This window comes from Thermoplasmatales archaeon, from assembly GCA_026127925.1.
Taxonomy (GTDB): Archaea; Thermoplasmatota; Thermoplasmata; order Thermoplasmatales; family Thermoplasmataceae; genus JAKAYB01.
This window is the reverse complement of sequence record JAJSLM010000004.1, coordinates 90,616-106,011: the sequence shown is the minus strand read 5'-3', so window position 1 is coordinate 106,011 and position 15,396 is coordinate 90,616. Positions and strand designations below refer to the sequence as shown.

Here is a 15,396-nt window from a genome sequence, read left to right as displayed (position 1 = left end):
GATGCCATCTGAACTTCCAAAAGTTGGTGATCTCGTTGTTGTCACTGTCCTAAACGTAAAGAATTTTGGAGCAGATGTTAAGCTTGAAGAGTATCCGAAAGTGATGGGATTTGTTCATATTGCTGAGGTTTCGACTGGATGGATCAAGCACATAAGGGACTACATTAGAGAGGGCCAAAGAACGGTCTGCAAAGTGCTGAATGTTGATTCAAACCGTGGGATAGTGGATCTATCGCTCAAGAGAGTGAACGATCATCAAAAAAGAGAAAAGATAACAGAGTGGAAGAACGACCAGAAGTCTGAAAAACTCCTGGAGCTTGTAGCTGCCCAGCTCAAGAAGTCAGTCGATGAATGTGAGAAAGAATTTGCTGGTGATCTCAGGTCTCGCTACGCTACCCTGTACGATGCGTTCGAGGATGCTGCCATTTCTGAGGAATGGTTGCCAGAAGTGAAGGCAAAGTGGAAAACGACATTTATCAAGATCGCGAAGGAAAATATAGTCCCACCAGAAGTTGAGATCGGAGGGTACCTGGAAGCATATTCTATTGCAAGCAATGGAATAGAATCAATAAAAAAAACTCTAACATCAGTAAATTCACAAAGTGTGAACATACAGTACTCTGGTGCTCCGAAATACAGGATCTCTGTCACTGACAAAGATTATAAATCTGCAGAAGATACGTTAAAGAAGAGTGTTCAGAAAATACTTGACACTGCGAAGAAAAACAACGTGTCCGCTAAATTTATACGAGAATAAGTAGAGTCACATGAAGTCCCTGATAAGAAAATGCAGTAAATGCGGAGTTTACACCCTTGAACTGGTGTGTCCGAAATGCGGGGGTCCAACGGAAGTGGCTCTCCCAGAAAGATACTCCCCCATAGATCGATTTGGAAAATATAGACTGAAGATGATGGAAGGCAATAGCAATGGAAAAGATAATAATTAACCAGCAAAAGAAAATCAAACTCAATAATCCAATACTGATAGAAGGTTTGCCTGGCATAGGCAATGTTGGAAAGATAGCAGCGGAGTACATAGTCGAGAAATTGAAAATGGAAAAATATGCCAGCATATTCTCTGAATATCTACCTCCCCAGGTATTCATGGATGATTCTAGCGTTGTAAGGCTTGTAAGCATGAGCCTTTATTATAAAAAGATGCCTAAGACAAAAGATCTACTCGTGCTTGTTGGGGACTTTCAGGGAACCACGCAGGAGGGGCAGTACGAATTATCTTATTTTATTCTTGAACTTGCGAAGAAGCTCAACGTTTCCATGATCTATACTCTTGGAGGCTACAGTATAGGAAAAATACCTGAGAATCCGCGAGTTCTCGGTGCAATTACTAACGAGAGCCTGCTTAAACCCCTCATGGCTGGAGGGGTAGTTTTCCCTAAGGGTGAGCCCGGAGGAGGTATAGTTGGTTCCGCGGGACTTATTCTTGGTCTGGGAAAGGAGCTTTTTGATCTTAAGGGAGCGTGCCTTATGGGCGAAACATCTGGTTATTTTGCTGATCCAAAGGGGGCTCGCGTCCTTGTGAAGGCACTGGTAAACTTGCTTAACCTAAAGATCGATATAGCCGATCTCGATGAGAGGAGCAAACAGATCGAACAGATAACGGAAAAAATGGAGCAGGATCTGCAAAATAAACCTCAGAAGGACGATCTTGGTTACTTTGGATGATTGTTCAGTCCCTTTTCTAACATTGAGTTTATTGGTCTGAAAGGCCGGTGAAGCTTCAGTTTTTATGAATACTCCAATTAACGTTTTCACTCCCTCATCAGTACAGGCAATTATTGTGAAATTATGAAAAGGTAATAGTACTCGAGCTCACGCATCAGGCAAAACAATTGGACGGAAAGATCACTAACAAGTACATTGCAATGAGTTTATAATCAAAGTGAGGAACATAGAACTCATTGAAAATATAGAATTTTTTGTAATCTTAATTTCCATCAGGAGGGGCTCTTTCCCTGAGCAATTTTATGAACGCCCTCATCCATTGAGGATGGTCAGGCCATGCTCTAGCAGACACGAGATTTCCATCGATAACAGCAGCGGCGTCCTTAAACGTTGCACCCGCTGCAGCCACATCAGGGGCAAGTGCGGGATAGGCTGCAGTAATCCTCCCTTTAAGTACTCCCGCGCTGGCAAGACCAAGAGGTGCATGGCATAATTCTGCCACAGGGCTATTTTTTTCAAAGAAATATCTCACAATCCTGTTGAAATCCGGATCATTTCTGATATATTCAGGGGCTCTTCCTCCTGGAACAACAAGAGCAGCATACTTTTCCGTTTTCACGTCCTTAAATGCCAGATCGGCGTTAACGAGATAACCGGGTTTTTCCGTATATGTATCAAAACCTTCAACAAAATCATGCACCACGGTCTGAATAGCTTTCTTTCTAGGTGCAGCAATATCTACATCGTATCCTTCTTCTTTTAGTCTCTGATACGGATACATCACTTCTAGCGATTCCCCTGCGTCTCCAGTGAGAATAAGTATTTTAGTCATTTTTCATCCTCGAATAACTATTTCTTGAAATTATTAGAACTTTGTTACCTCGTTCCCGTGATATTAGGATCACCTTTTTTGCTAACCCAGAAATTGGAGTCGAATTGAGTTGCAATTATGGATATTTAGTATACCGAATTCCTCCAATCGAAGCTGCAGATTACGGTTGTTTTATCTATGTTTAACACGTTCATTCATAAGATTCTCGAGAGTGCAAATCACGAAGCAATGTGGTTTTCTAATCCTTTTCTGAACATTTCATTTTTTGAACGGGTGTAATAAAACAGAATCAGGAATGAAACTACGAAAATAACACCCGCGATTACAGCTGGAAAAATCAGGTGAGCATATAAGTCGGAAATGCACTCATTTATCCCTGATAATAGGTAGAACACAATGGCCGGGTAACTGATAACATGATCCACTTTTTGCAATTCAACAAAAACAAGAATTATCAATGCAGATGTGAAAAACCATCCAACAAAGTTTGTGATTGGATCTCCAAAGTACTGGGTCGTTGATATCCAGATCCATAAATGGCCGGAAAGTCTTGGATCGAGTGCCAGATCCGTGAACACCATTAGGAACGGCATTCCGTATTTGCCACCTGCCATATAAGCATAGAAACCAAGCGAGGCCCAGAGCAATGGTATGAACACCGGCAAAGGTCCCAGCATGGACCCCAGCTCATTAGTGTAGTAATACCTTCCGAACGGAAATCCCGTATTCAGGCTCAGAAGCTCCATTGCGGAACCGATGATGGCGGCGATTATAAAGAACTTCGCAGAGCTCTTTGCACCGATTATTAGAACGGAAGATATGGCGTAGACACCGATAAGCACAATAGAAGAAATGATTGTAGAAAATACATCGAGCTGCCTTAAAAAAGGCAACTGCCCCAGATATACGTAAGCCAGGTAAATGAACGAAACTGTCCATCCTATGTTTTTTCGATTCGGTTTCAGCAATCAATTCGGTAAAGATTCATAATAGTTAAATCATTTCTCCGTGCCAGGATTCATGGATCATGCGAGATTTTCCTCTCAGAATCGGCAAAATAATTTAAATGCGCAATCTATGGCGACTCGATGGTTTCACGCAAGGGAACAATTTCTGAATTCAGGGAAGCGTCTATTTCTGAATTCTTCGAAAAAAACAGACACATCCTGGGATTCGATTCCCCTCAGAAATCCCTTTTCATGATAGTGAAGGAAGCGATGGACAATTCCCTCGATGCGTGCGAGGAGTATCAAATCCTTCCTGAAATTACAGTATCCATAAGCAAGATTGGCGATGATGAATACTCAATTATGGTTGAAGATAACGGTCCAGGTATAGAAAGAAAGCATGTCCCCGATGTATTTGGTAGGCTTCTCTACGGATCCAGGTTCCACTCACTGAAGCAGTCAAGAGGACAACAGGGCATCGGTATAACTGCGGCGATCCTCTATGGGCAGATAACAACGGCAGCCCCAACCTACATAAAAACAAAAAGAGAAAGCGATGACGTTGCATACGAATTTGAGCTTGGACTGGACGTTAAGCATAATGTTGCAGATCTCCACTATGAGAGGCCGGTGATATGGAATGTTCCCCACGGAACGCACATTGCCATTAAGGCCAAAGGGAAGTATCAGACAGGAAAGCAGTCCATTTTTGAATACATAAAGGAATGTGCTGTGGCCAATCCTAATGCAACATTCCACTTCATAGATCCAGACGGGAAAAGATATGATATATTGAGGGTTGTTGAGACTCCCTCCCTTCCTGCTATTCCCGTAAAACCCCACCCCCTTGGCCTTGAGGTTGGGGAGATAATGATAATGGCAAAGTCCTCCGAAGCTCCGAACATGAAGTCGTTTTTGAAAATGGAATTCAACAGGATCAGCGACAATGTGGCCGATGAGATTCTGGAAAAGTCATCCCTCGATAAATCAAAGGATCCAAAACAGCTCTCTTTGCCTGAAATAAAGCTTCTCAAGGAGGCATTCACCAAGGTAAAACTTATGCCCCCTCCAACCGACTGCCTATCCGGGTTAGGACCTGAATTCATAAGGAAAGGTCTCAAAAGTGTATACGGGGAAAACAAGCCTTCCCATTACTCAAAGCCGATATCGCGGCCCGTCTCCATCTACAATGGCAATCCGTTTTCGGTCGAGGCAGGCCTTGTTTTCGGTGGGAATTTGCGGGCAGACGAGCCTATAAGGATCGTCCGATTTGCCAACAAAGTGCCGTTGCTTTATCAGCCGGGTGCATGCGTCATAACAAAATCAATTTCAGAGATGGACTGGCGGCCGTACGGCTTCGACCAGAAAGGCGGTACGGGGATACCTTTTGGCCCGGCCATAGTTTTTGTTCATGTGTATGGTATCCGGATGCCATTTACATCGGAGTCGAAGGAGGCGATAGCTTCTGTTCCGGAGATTTCTAGCGAAATTTCCACAGCTCTGAAAATGTTGGGCCGCGGTGTGAAGCTGTTTCTTGGCAAAAAGGATCGAAGGCAGAAAGTTTATGAAAAATTCCGCCTTGTCAGTGCACTTTTGCCGGAAATAGGAAGGAAATCCGCAGCAATACTTGGAAAACCTTCACCTGAGCTTGATCCTGTAATTTCCAAGATAGCAAATGTAGTATTTGTAACCGAAGAGATAAACAAGCAGGACGATGTATTCAATATAACTGTGAGGACAATAAATTACACGAAGAATAAAGTCTCCATGAAGCTGTTTGCTGATCCGGCCACGGGTGACGATATACCGCAGAACCTTCAGTGGGAAATCGATTCTCTGGAACCATCCAAGGAATTTTCTGCCCAGTTCTCGATGCCAGCGATACAGGACTACCAGGGTACGAACTATTATTTCACAGGAATCGATCCTGTAAGGGTCCAGGGTGCAGAACCATTGCCTGCAGATTTCGGGACAGGTTCCGTTGAAGTAATGGAAACAGAGGACGAAGAAAATGTCACAAAATGAAACATCTGTGAAATTATCAAGCATAGTTGAGCGTGTTTACAATACATTGACAACGGGCGAGATTCCGGAAATACTGATGCCCTCCAGAAACAAGGATAATATCGTTCTTGATCCAAAGTACTCTGTATGGAAATATGGCAGCACAACAGTTGCCCGCTCCGCGAAAACAGTTGACGGGGCAGAATACATGGTGAAACTTCTTTATGTGATAGATTTCATAAACGAGATGATCCGCGAGGGGAAATCCTCGACACTGAGGGAAATGTACTACATTTCCGAGGGATGGAATCTTGGCAAGTTCCACACGCAGGATGAAAGCAACATGCTTGCAGAGGATCTCGAAGTCATAAGCTCTATGATGAGGGAAGATTTTAAGCTCAGGCCTGAAGAAAATGGAGCTAGCGTGATCGGCAATATAACTCTGGAAGAAAAGACCAGAAAAGGCGAGTTCAAGAGGATCAACTGTAAGGACGATGTTGGCGACGGCGGTTATCCTATTCCATATAGCGTGGAATCGGATAAGCTAAGGTTTGTAGGCGCAGATGCCGAATATGTACTTGCTCTGGAAACAGGTGGTATGTTTGATCGTCTTGTTGAAAATGGTTTTGACGAGGATAGCAGATGCATACTTGTTCACCTGAAGGGTCAGCCAGCAAGAAGCACCAGGCGCTTATTGAAGAGAATGAACACAGAGCTTAATCTACCAATTTATGTTTTCACTGACGGCGATCCATGGTCGTTCAGGATCTATGGTTCAATTGCTTATGGTGCTATTAAGACTGCACACATATCGGACTACCTTGCCGTTCCAACAGCGGAATTCATTGGTGTTACAGCATCAGACATACTGAATTACGATCTTCCAACAGATAAACTCAACGACAAGGATATCGCAGCTCTTAATGCAGAGCTCAAGGATCCAAGATTCACCTCGGAATTCTGGAAATCGGAGATAGAAACCATGCTTCAAATAGGAAAAAAGGCAGAGCAGCAGGCGCTCGCAAAGTACGGGTTAGATTATGTGACCAGGACCTATCTTCCAGAGAAGATTTCTCAGCTCGCGGGGCGGTGATTTTGTGAAAGTTGTAATAGTTCAGATGAGTTCAACAGAGGATAAGAAGAGAAATTTGGACAAATCCCTGGATTCCATAAACAGGGCTGCAAAAGAAAAACCTGATCTAGTTGTTTTTCCCGAATACCAGATGTTTGTTCCGGATTATTCCAGACCGGAATTCGTTAAGGAGAATGCAGAAACTGTGCAGGGTGAATTCATATCCAGCATAACCGCAATGGCGGAGAGATTGAAGCTGCATGTTCTCATCAATGTCACCGAGCTGGACAAAACATCGTTCAAGCCGTTCAATACGTCATTCCTTATCAGCGATCTCGGCATAATCTCTGGGCGTTACCGGAAGATGCACCTATTCGATGCATACGGCATGACTGAGAGCTGCTGTTATGAGCCTGCACATGATCCTCCTGTAACAATGAGGCTGAATAACGCGAACATTGGTGTCCAGATCTGCTATGATTTGCGGTATCCTGAGCCCTCTAGGGTACTGCGACTTCAGGGCAGTCATGTCTTGGTGTACCAGGCAGGGTGGTTTTCAGGAAACAGGAAGCTGGAAACATGGAAGACACTCCTCAGGGCGCGTGCAATGGAAAATGGCGCTTTTGTGATCGGTGCTGCTCAGTGTGGCCCAAAATTCACAGGCCATTCGATGGTGGTTTCACCCTACGGAGACGTCCTGGATGAGGCAGAGAATGATGAAGTTGTCGTATCTACGGATCTGGACCTTGATCTCATAAATAAATATGCAAAGGATGTTGCTCTTATAGAGCACAGGAGACGCGATCTTTACGACGTTTCAGGACTCTGAAAATGCTTAAATTAGTCATTTTCTTGAATCGGAATTGGTAGAATAACTGGTTAATGCTCTGCCCATGAGAAATCATTTAGACATGGCACAACGTACTCACATCATTTATCAACTACTAAGGTTTTGAATTGAAACTTTGCTTCAGATAGATGGGTCTATTTATCATGTCCTGAGCAAATCTTTTATAAGAACCTAATATTAGGGTGCTGTGACGGTCATGACGGCAGGGTAACACCCGGTCTCATTCCGAACCCGATGGTAAAGCCTGCCGTGTGTCGCATGTGTACTGTCTTCCGCGAGGGGACGGGAAGTGCGACTCGCTGTCATACCTTCTGTTTAATTTTAGACAAATATTCAGACTTTGGTGTGTTTGCCTGTGCTCTCGTGCCAGTAATTGTTTAACAAACTAGTAATATTCCACAGGGATCACCTGGCAGAATGCAAAGGAAACTTTTTTTCATAATTATGCTTTTAATCGTGACATTTTTCTGGGGTGTCACTTTTCCAATAATAAAGGTGGCACTGGTATACATCAGCCCAGCACCGTTCCTTGCAATACGTTTTGGGTTTGCTTCTGCAATGATGTTGATATTTGTTAAGAAGAGCCATAATTTACTCAAGATTAACAATATTAAATACGGCTTGATAGCAGGTTTTTTGCTGTTCCTTGGATATTTTTTTCAAACCGTTGGACTTGATTATACAACTGCAGCTGCTTCAGGTGTTATAACCGGACTTTATGTTATACTCCTCCCGATCATTTCTTTCCTGTATCTTAAAAACAAGATAACGCGGGTCGATATCCTAGCCACGGGAACCGCTTTCTTTGGCTTAATCCTCCTCTCTTACAGTCCATCCGGAGGTTTTGGCAACAGGATCGGAGATGTACTTACGCTATTATGTGCTGTTGTTTACGCTGTACAGATTGTTTACGTATCCAGGTACTCAAAATCCCTTGATTCTTACTCCTTTACATTCTACCAGCTGTTTGCAGTTTCAATATTCTCGGGCCTGATGATACCTTTCATGCCTGGAAGTCTGTTCATTTTGAATGACTACGCGGTTTTCGCAATCGTTTTCACAGCAATATTTGGGAGTGTTTTTGCATATTATGTATCCACAATTGCACTCAAGTTTGTGGACCCAACAACGGCCGGCGTTATTTTTGTCGGTGAGCCTGTTTTTGCTGCCCTCACTTCAGTAATCTTTCTTCATGAGATTCTAGGAAAGTTTGTCATAATCGGCAGCGTGATCATGGTAGGTTCCATTCTCGGTATAACAGTCGAAAGATATCTCAGGGAAAGAAAATCAGAAGGCACGCCTCAGGAAATGCCTTAATTTCCCGTGTCAATGGCCCTGACAGGTTTTTTGTCCGGTGAAACGATTAGATCAAAAGGGTGAAGGATGCCACGAGAATCGCAGTGACTATCGTGAGTGGAAGGTTTTTTGTTTTCAGGGCCACAATAAAAGCAGCCACCAGTGCAATTATCGTCAGGGGTGTAATATTGAGAACATTATATACGAAGAGTGACGTAAATGCGGAAATTGCGAACAAATCGAATAGGTTCTCTATCTTTTTGTTCTCCCTGAATCTTGAGTAGAATACCCAAGGCAATACGCGCTGAGAAATGCTCAGCAGGGCGAGGACTACCACAATTATAACGAGTATCGTATTCACAGCCTGTGGCCCTCCTCAAATTTTTTCCACGCATAACCTATGATGACGCCGCCCAGTATTGGTATTATAATGAAAAATGCGGGTAGGTGCAGCAACCTACCCGATATTGCAATTATGCCTGCGGACATGGCAGTGACCACGGCATAACTGGACCTAACTCTGGGCACGAGGAGACCAAGGAAGAGAGTTGGAAGTGCGATTAGCAGTATGTCAAGAACTCTGGGCGGAGCTATTCCGGCAACAAAAGCTCCCAAGGCCGTTGCGGTGGCCCAATTTGCGTATGCGAATATTGCAAGAAAGAATATGTGCTTCTTGTCGGGGAAAAGGGGCGATACAGATAGGGCGTAGACTTCGTCCGTAAGAAGCGGGCCGATGGTCAGGACGTTCTTCAGCTTGATATCGTTTCTTTCGGATTCTATATGTGGGCCGTAGAATGTATGCCTTAAGTTCAGTAGAAATGCTGTAAGGATCATTGAGAAAGGTTCAAGCCCGGTTACCCAAAAGCCCAGGAATGCTGATTGGACTGCTCCCGAATAAACGAATAGGGAGAGGACGATAGTGATAACGACGGGTATCTTCAATGCAGTTGCAAACGCCCCAAACGCTATACCTGAAGGCAGATAACTCATGGATATACTGAAATAAGGGTCAAATTTGCTGCTCAAGGTGTTATGGTCATGCGGACGATATAAATATTATTTGTACACAATTTCCTGCATTTTCAAGATTCTTACAGGGGTTTGAATGTCTTATAATGTAATGAAGTCCGCAAAATTAGCGATGGAAACATTCTTCAGCGAGAATGGAAGAAACTAATCCTTATATCTATAAATTATTGAAGTTATGCCTAGTTAAATTTCTTTTCATCGAACATGTACGCGTCAAGATTATTTTCAACGTCCTCTCTTCTTGATCTCAGAATCTCGAGGAATTCGCTGATCTTTTCTGCCGCTATTGATTTCATCTCGCCGCTTAGCATTTCTCCAGACATGTAGCTCTCGTGTACAGCAGATACCTTGGATTGATCGCTTTCCATGATCCTGAAAATGTTAAACGAGAAGTCTATATCTGGATTTGCTCCGTATTTCCTCTGTTCCTCTGCTGTATCTCTTCCACCGGAGAATGCGTATTTCATCAACTTCTTCCTCACACTGTTTCTGCTGTCATTCAGCGATATAACCGAGTTTGGATCCGAAGAAGACATCTTTCCGCTGCCCTGAAGCGATGGAATGAATTTTGATATTATCGATGAGGGTTTGTAGTAACCGAGTTTCGGAAGGACATCCCTAGCAAGCTTGAAGTGTGGATCCTGGTCTATCCCGTAAGGTATGAGGCACCTTATGTTCTCGTTCTTAAGATAGGAAAGAATAAACGCAGGTACGGCCTGGATGCTTGTGAAGAAATATTTGCCTATGTTATCACTGTCTTTCAGTCCAAAGACAGCTTTAACAGAGGAGGCAGTAATGTTTCTTGCCACCTTGATCGCGTTATTGTAGAGGATTCCAGAATGTTCAGAATCTATCAGTATGTGTGTTTTGTCTGGATCGAACCCCAAACTGAGGATATCTATTATGTTACTGTGCGTGAATTCTTTCAGATCCCGGTCTCCTATCTCTCTGAAAAGATATTTTTCATCGTCGGTAATCTGGATAATAAGTTCAGCGTTGAATTTTTCCTGCAACCATTTCGTGAACATGAATGGCAGTATGTGCCCCAGATGCATCTCGCCGGATGGGCCCCTCCCGGTGTAAAGATAGAACGGTTTTCCATTGCTGTAATCGTCAAGAGCAAGGTCAAGATCCCTGTGAGCATAAAATATTCCGTTCAGCAGGAAAGGATGAAGATCACCAGTTATTTTCTTTATTCGCTTAAGAAGGCGCTCATCGATTATCTTTGCACCGAATTCATTCGCTATTTTATCGTAATCTTTATCCTGAACGCTTCCCGACACGCTCCATGGGGTTATCCTGAGGTCCTCAGCCACTATTTTTCACCATTTTTCTCTATGTACTCCGCATAAAGAGATCCTTTTCAATAAGGTTTTGCATCCTGTGCAGTTCTTCCGGCCTGAAAATACCATACTCAGTGATGAATGCTGTTACGTACTCATGTGGAGTCACGTCAAATGCCGGATTCTTTGCCGCGCTTCCTTTCGGGCCGATATTTTTTCCATTGATAGTCAGGACCTCGTCCTCGGATCTTTCCTCAATCGGGATTTCATCTCCTGTTTTTATCGAGAAATCGAATGTGCTTCCGGGGGCTGCAACATAAAACGGTACGTTATTGGCTTTTGCAACTACAGCTTTTTCGTAAGTCCCTATCTTGTTCGCAAAATCTCCGTTTGAAGCGATTCTGTCAGCGCCAACTATGGCGAGATCGACTTCTCCCCTCTTCATGTAAAAACCAGCTGCATTGTCCGATATTATCGCATGATCAATACCCTCCTGGAGGAGCTCCCACGCTGTCAGCCTTGCTCCCTGAAGCCTCGGCCTCGTTTCATCCACAAAAACAAAGATACTCTTCCCTTCGTCGTGAGCCACCCTCATTGGTGCAAGAGCCGTTCCCCAGTCCACAACAGCAAGAGCGCCGGCGTTACAGTGTGTAAGTATCTTGGAACCATCAGAAATCAGCTGGTTTCCATATTCACCTATCTTTTTACATCTTCCGCTGATCTCATTGGCATAACGCGTTGCGGCGCTCAATTCGAAATTATTGGATCTCATATATTCGATGGCCTTGAAAAGATCATAGGCTGTTGGCCTGGTTCCGCCAATTTTCTTAACGGCCTTCTCCATGTCTTCTCCCTTGATCTTGGCCATGGCCAGGCCGTAAGCCGCAGTGATCCCTATGGCTGGAGCACCTCTTACCGCCATGTCCCTGATTATCGTTGCAACCTCGTCACTGTCCTTGGCGTTAATAATCTCAAGTTCCTCAGGAAGTTTTCTCTGGTCAATCAGCCGTACATCATTATTCTCAAACCATACGGCCTTGAATCTTCTGTCATTTCCGTCGACGTTTATTTTCATAAAACACCTATCCGTGAAGGCAATAAATTTATTCCGTTTTTTTCTTATTTATATTAATGATTAAATTTTTTACTCGTTTTCCTTGCACTTTTAGTTTTCATGACAGGCTTTGCACTAATTTTCTTCTTGAATGTATAATATTGTAACGGGTGTTTCAGCCATTCTTTGTTGCATATCGGATCATTGTCCTTGTAACACAGGTGATTGGATAGAAGGACAGAGCATTTTGGCGGTGAATACTCCGTACTTGATATCTGACCGGTAATGTGGTTGATTTGATACGTTGTCAGCCTTTCGTTGAAGTCTGGGGCGGTTTTGAACAGTTCAACCATGGAAGGATTATCCATCCCAATCTTGTGCAAAAAGCTGACGAGAGTAAAACGTGCAAGATGGGGGAGATTTATTCCCTCACGCATCTCGCTAATATACTCTTTTATGCACGGAGGGAACATTGAAAAATCAACTGATCCGAGATCAACGTTCACCTTTATTCCCGAGGACTTCAACTTGTTTATTATTTCGTCTACTTCCTCATAAATGGGAGCAAGAACTTCGGCTGTCGCGTCCGGATCTATGGAATCGTACGCACTGAAAGCATGTTTTACAAAAGCCTCTCTAATTACCTTGGCAACTAGAGGTCTGCGGCATATGACAAGCCCACGATCAAGGTTCTGATATATCAACCGGTGGTTATAGCCGCTGAGTCTTGCAACGTTGGAAATGAGCTGCCCCACAGGAATAAGAAAATGCCCATCTTCCAGGTCGTAATCAACAGTCAGGGAAAATACCCTGGAAACGAACTCTACATCCTCATCAGAAACCTTCCCTGAATTTACATACCGTTCAATAAAATCTCTCACGAAATTTATTGTTCTGGAGGTCAGTATACTCTCATTTATGTATTTCAAAATCCACAAAGAAAGTGGCAGACACGAGAGATCATCCGGGTCCCTTATTCCGTGGTCCTCATCATCTGTGAGGGACCCCAATATAAGCCTATAGGCATTTTTACGTATGGTGTACATCCGCTCATCGTTTGATCCAAGCAGAAGCGTTATGCTTTCTTTATTTGTGTCAAATATTGACTGATCGATCATTGCGCCTTCTTCATAATTCGATAAGATCTCTTGGAGCAGTGCTTATTATCTCACAGCCATCCTTCTTGACAATGACATCATCCTCTATCCTCACACCGCCAAAATCAGGGATATATATTCCCGGTTCGACAGTGACAACCATATTTTCCTTTATTGGAATATCGAAATTTGGTGAGAATGCCGGATGGTCATGAACATCCATGCCAACGCCATGCCCAAGGGAATGAATGAATCTCCCCTTGTACTTGGATCCATCTATGACGTTTCTGGCTGCAAGATCGACATCTTTCCCATTCACATTTTCTCTTATCTTTGAAAAGCCTGCTTTCTGGGCAGCAAGAACCGTATCGTATACCTCCTTTTGTTCTTCTGAGGCCTTGCCGAAAACCATTGTTCTGGTAACGTCCGAGCAGTATCTCTTGTATATTGCGCCGTAGTCGATAAGAACAAAGTCTCCTCTCTTTAACTTTGCATCTCCTGGAGTGTAATGAGGCATGGAAGCATTTTTGCCAAATGCAACAATTGTGCTGAATGAAGGTTCGCTCGCTCCCAGGCGCATCATTTGGTAGACCATCTCCGAGGCGAGTTCTGTTTCCGTCATGCCTTCTCTTATCTTGGGAATCACGTTCTGAATTGCTTCACTGGCAATCTTTGCTGCTTCCCTGATTCTGTTTAGTTCCTCTGGATCTTTCAGGCGCCTCGACTCTTCTATAGAACTTGAAATATTTACAAATTCCTTATCGGGCACAATACGCAGAAGATCCCTGTACTGCTCCAGTGTCAGGGAGGTATAATTTAGGCCGATTGTGTTAAGCCCCTTAAGGTTCTCTATGATCTGTTTTTTCAGATCTGCCATCCCTTTAGTTACGATAACGTCCATGCCTGTTCTCCTTGCGATTTCTTCCTCAAGCTGGCTCGTAAGGATCTTTACGTTATCAGGTTTCACTATGAGGGCAGAAGATTCAAATATTCCGCCATCAGGGTCAGTTATATAGAAAAAAGTTTTGTCAACGGAATTTTCATCACCCTGCATAATAAGGAGGGCGTCCACGTCTTTTGCATACTCGAATATTTTCTTTAGCCTCTGCTCAAGAAGTTTGTGTTCCATGCTATGACTATTGCTTACCTCAATTTAACATTTCCGAGCTCGAATAGTATCCTGGATTGTTGAAAGAGAAAAAGCCAATCATAGCGCATCTGTTGGAAGATTGGAATTGTACAACGATTGGATCTTGAATAAATATTTGGAACAGAAAGCGACACACAGAAACGATATCATCGACTCAATACTTCTGATCTTTGGAACGCAATAAAGATATATCCTACAATTCAATGCTAACGGGTTGTTAATAACCGAAACGTTTCACAGCATACAGGGAGAAGGGATTATGATAGGTGTCCCGATGTTCTTTGTACGCACAAACGGATGTAACTTGAGATGCAGGTGGTGTGATTCCACGTATACATTTTCAGGTGGTAAAGAAGCCGACATGAAAACTCTTCTTAACCTGGTTTCCCAGGCACCAGAAAAATGGATCTGTTTCACGGGTGGTGAACCATTGGTACAGCGAGACGCCCCAACTTTTGTGCGTGGTGTAATCGACCGTGGAAAGAACCTTCTCCTAGAGACAAGCGGATCCCTGAGCATACTTCCATATACCTTTTCGAGGAGCGTCGTGATCGACATGGACATAAAGACACCATCATCTGGAGAAGAAAGACGATTATTTACAAATAATCTCAGTTATCTTAGAGACACCGATTATGCCAAGTTTGTCATAGCAGATGATACGGATTTTGAATTCGCTAGAAAATTCATAAGTGCGCATAATCTTCCATGCGAAAAAATTCTCCAACCTGCCTGGGGAACCGATATGAAATGGCTGGTCGAGAAAGTTCTTGACTTAAAAATGGATGTCCGTGTACTTCCGCAACTGCACAAGCTCCTGTGGGGGGAGAAAAGAGGGGTCTAAGTCAGGGTGATTTGACCTGACAGCAAGAAAATAACCAGTAGCTCTCCATAATTTTCCTTGCTGTTTGCCCCTTTATTCGCATGGCCAAGGTCGTCATGATTACTCATTGTTAACGATAGTGCATGGTCCGTCTCCGCAGAATTCATTGTCAAACCTTGATTTTAATAATTCTTATACATAATCAGCAATATTTCCATTACCTGAGAACTGCCGTCTAACCGTCTCAGAAAACAAAGATTAAAACCGTATCTTTAA

Annotated in this window: 17 protein-coding genes and 1 rRNA gene; 9 read left to right on the top strand and 9 right to left on the bottom strand. The window is 43.4% G+C overall.

Features of this window, described 5'->3' with window-relative positions; translation table 11 throughout:
- Position 1 precedes the first annotated feature (1 nt).
- Genes LVQ96_05150 through LVQ96_05140 form a run of 3 tightly spaced genes read left to right on the top strand, consistent with a single transcriptional unit; the run spans position 2 to position 1,683 of the window.
- Positions 2-757 carry a translation initiation factor IF-2 subunit alpha gene (locus tag LVQ96_05150; protein MCW6170538.1) on the top strand — a complete coding sequence of 252 codons (756 nt, stop codon included), beginning with the start codon at positions 2-4 and terminating at the stop codon, positions 755-757.
- 10 nt (positions 758-767) lie between these two features.
- Positions 768-947: an RNA-protein complex protein Nop10 gene (locus LVQ96_05145; GenBank protein MCW6170537.1), complete on the top strand. Its 180-nt coding sequence runs from the start codon at positions 768-770 to the stop codon at positions 945-947.
- The gene (locus LVQ96_05140) at positions 928-1,683 is read left to right on the top strand and encodes a proteasome assembly chaperone family protein (protein MCW6170536.1); all 756 of its coding nucleotides are present in this window, start codon (positions 928-930) and stop codon (positions 1,681-1,683) included. Before LVQ96_05145 ends, LVQ96_05140 begins: the two co-directional genes overlap by 20 nt.
- 262 nt (positions 1,684-1,945) lie before the next feature.
- Here the strand turns inward: LVQ96_05140 and LVQ96_05135 are convergent, their stop codons facing one another.
- Both LVQ96_05135 and LVQ96_05130 read right to left on the bottom strand, forming a co-directional pair.
- A complete protein-coding gene (locus tag LVQ96_05135) occupies positions 1,946-2,515 on the bottom strand; it encodes a DJ-1/PfpI family protein (protein MCW6170535.1) in 570 nt (189 codons plus the stop codon).
- 218 nt (positions 2,516-2,733) lie between these two features.
- A complete protein-coding gene (locus LVQ96_05130; protein ID MCW6170534.1) occupies positions 2,734-3,483 on the bottom strand; it encodes a carotenoid biosynthesis protein in 750 nt (249 codons plus the stop codon).
- Between the two features lie 120 nt (positions 3,484-3,603).
- Here LVQ96_05130 and LVQ96_05125 point away from each other — a divergent pair, with 120 nt between their 5' ends.
- The 5 genes from LVQ96_05125 to LVQ96_05105 all read left to right on the top strand — a co-directional run bounded on the left by LVQ96_05125 (position 3,604) and on the right by LVQ96_05105 (position 8,705).
- Positions 3,604-5,487 carry a DNA topoisomerase VI subunit B gene (locus LVQ96_05125; protein MCW6170533.1) on the top strand — a complete coding sequence of 628 codons (1,884 nt, stop codon included), beginning with the start codon at positions 3,604-3,606 and terminating at the stop codon, positions 5,485-5,487.
- The gene (locus tag LVQ96_05120; GenBank protein MCW6170532.1) at positions 5,474-6,559 is read left to right on the top strand and encodes a DNA topoisomerase IV subunit A; all 1,086 of its coding nucleotides are present in this window, start codon (positions 5,474-5,476) and stop codon (positions 6,557-6,559) included. The genes LVQ96_05125 and LVQ96_05120 overlap by 14 nt, the downstream gene beginning before the upstream one ends.
- Before the next feature lie 4 nt (positions 6,560-6,563).
- Positions 6,564-7,367: a carbon-nitrogen hydrolase family protein gene (locus LVQ96_05115; GenBank protein MCW6170531.1), complete on the top strand. Its 804-nt coding sequence runs from the start codon at positions 6,564-6,566 to the stop codon at positions 7,365-7,367.
- Positions 7,368-7,574: 207 nt separating this feature from the next.
- Positions 7,575-7,696 (top strand): 5S ribosomal RNA (gene rrf, locus LVQ96_05110).
- A 109-nt stretch (positions 7,697-7,805) separates the two neighbouring features.
- Positions 7,806-8,705 carry a DMT family transporter gene (locus tag LVQ96_05105; GenBank protein MCW6170530.1) on the top strand — a complete coding sequence of 300 codons (900 nt, stop codon included), beginning with the start codon at positions 7,806-7,808 and terminating at the stop codon, positions 8,703-8,705.
- 46 nt (positions 8,706-8,751) lie between these two features.
- On the opposite strand, the gene LVQ96_05100 is transcribed toward LVQ96_05105, so the two are convergent.
- The 6 genes from LVQ96_05100 to LVQ96_05075 all read right to left on the bottom strand — a co-directional run bounded on the left by LVQ96_05100 (position 8,752) and on the right by LVQ96_05075 (position 14,276).
- On the bottom strand, positions 8,752-9,045 hold the full coding sequence (locus LVQ96_05100; GenBank protein ID MCW6170529.1) for an AzlD domain-containing protein: 294 nt from the start codon (positions 9,043-9,045) through the stop codon (positions 8,752-8,754).
- Positions 9,042-9,710 carry an AzlC family ABC transporter permease gene (locus LVQ96_05095; GenBank protein MCW6170528.1) on the bottom strand — a complete coding sequence of 223 codons (669 nt, stop codon included), beginning with the start codon at positions 9,708-9,710 and terminating at the stop codon, positions 9,042-9,044. The genes LVQ96_05100 and LVQ96_05095 overlap by 4 nt, the downstream gene beginning before the upstream one ends.
- 182 nt (positions 9,711-9,892) lie before the next feature.
- Positions 9,893-11,029, bottom strand: a complete 1,137-nt coding sequence (trpS, locus tag LVQ96_05090) for a tryptophan--tRNA ligase (protein ID MCW6170527.1) — start codon at positions 11,027-11,029, stop codon at positions 9,893-9,895.
- A 19-nt stretch (positions 11,030-11,048) separates the two neighbouring features.
- Positions 11,049-12,071 (bottom strand): S-methyl-5-thioribose-1-phosphate isomerase, encoded by a 1,023-nt coding sequence (locus tag LVQ96_05085; GenBank protein ID MCW6170526.1) that lies wholly within the window; start codon positions 12,069-12,071, stop codon positions 11,049-11,051.
- A gap of 53 nt (positions 12,072-12,124) precedes the next feature.
- A complete protein-coding gene (locus LVQ96_05080; protein ID MCW6170525.1) occupies positions 12,125-13,168 on the bottom strand; it encodes a hypothetical protein in 1,044 nt (347 codons plus the stop codon).
- Positions 13,169-13,178: 10 nt separating this feature from the next.
- On the bottom strand, positions 13,179-14,276 hold the full coding sequence (locus LVQ96_05075) for a Xaa-Pro peptidase family protein (protein ID MCW6170524.1): 1,098 nt from the start codon (positions 14,274-14,276) through the stop codon (positions 13,179-13,181).
- A 235-nt stretch (positions 14,277-14,511) separates the two neighbouring features.
- Here LVQ96_05075 and LVQ96_05070 point away from each other — a divergent pair, with 235 nt between their 5' ends.
- On the top strand, positions 14,512-15,141 hold the full coding sequence (locus LVQ96_05070; protein ID MCW6170523.1) for a 7-carboxy-7-deazaguanine synthase QueE: 630 nt from the start codon (positions 14,512-14,514) through the stop codon (positions 15,139-15,141).
- Here LVQ96_05070 and LVQ96_05065 read toward each other — a convergent pair.
- Positions 15,138-15,287 carry a hypothetical protein gene (locus LVQ96_05065; GenBank protein MCW6170522.1) on the bottom strand — a complete coding sequence of 50 codons (150 nt, stop codon included), beginning with the start codon at positions 15,285-15,287 and terminating at the stop codon, positions 15,138-15,140. The genes LVQ96_05070 and LVQ96_05065 overlap by 4 nt on opposite strands.
- Positions 15,288-15,396: the final 109 nt, after the last annotated feature.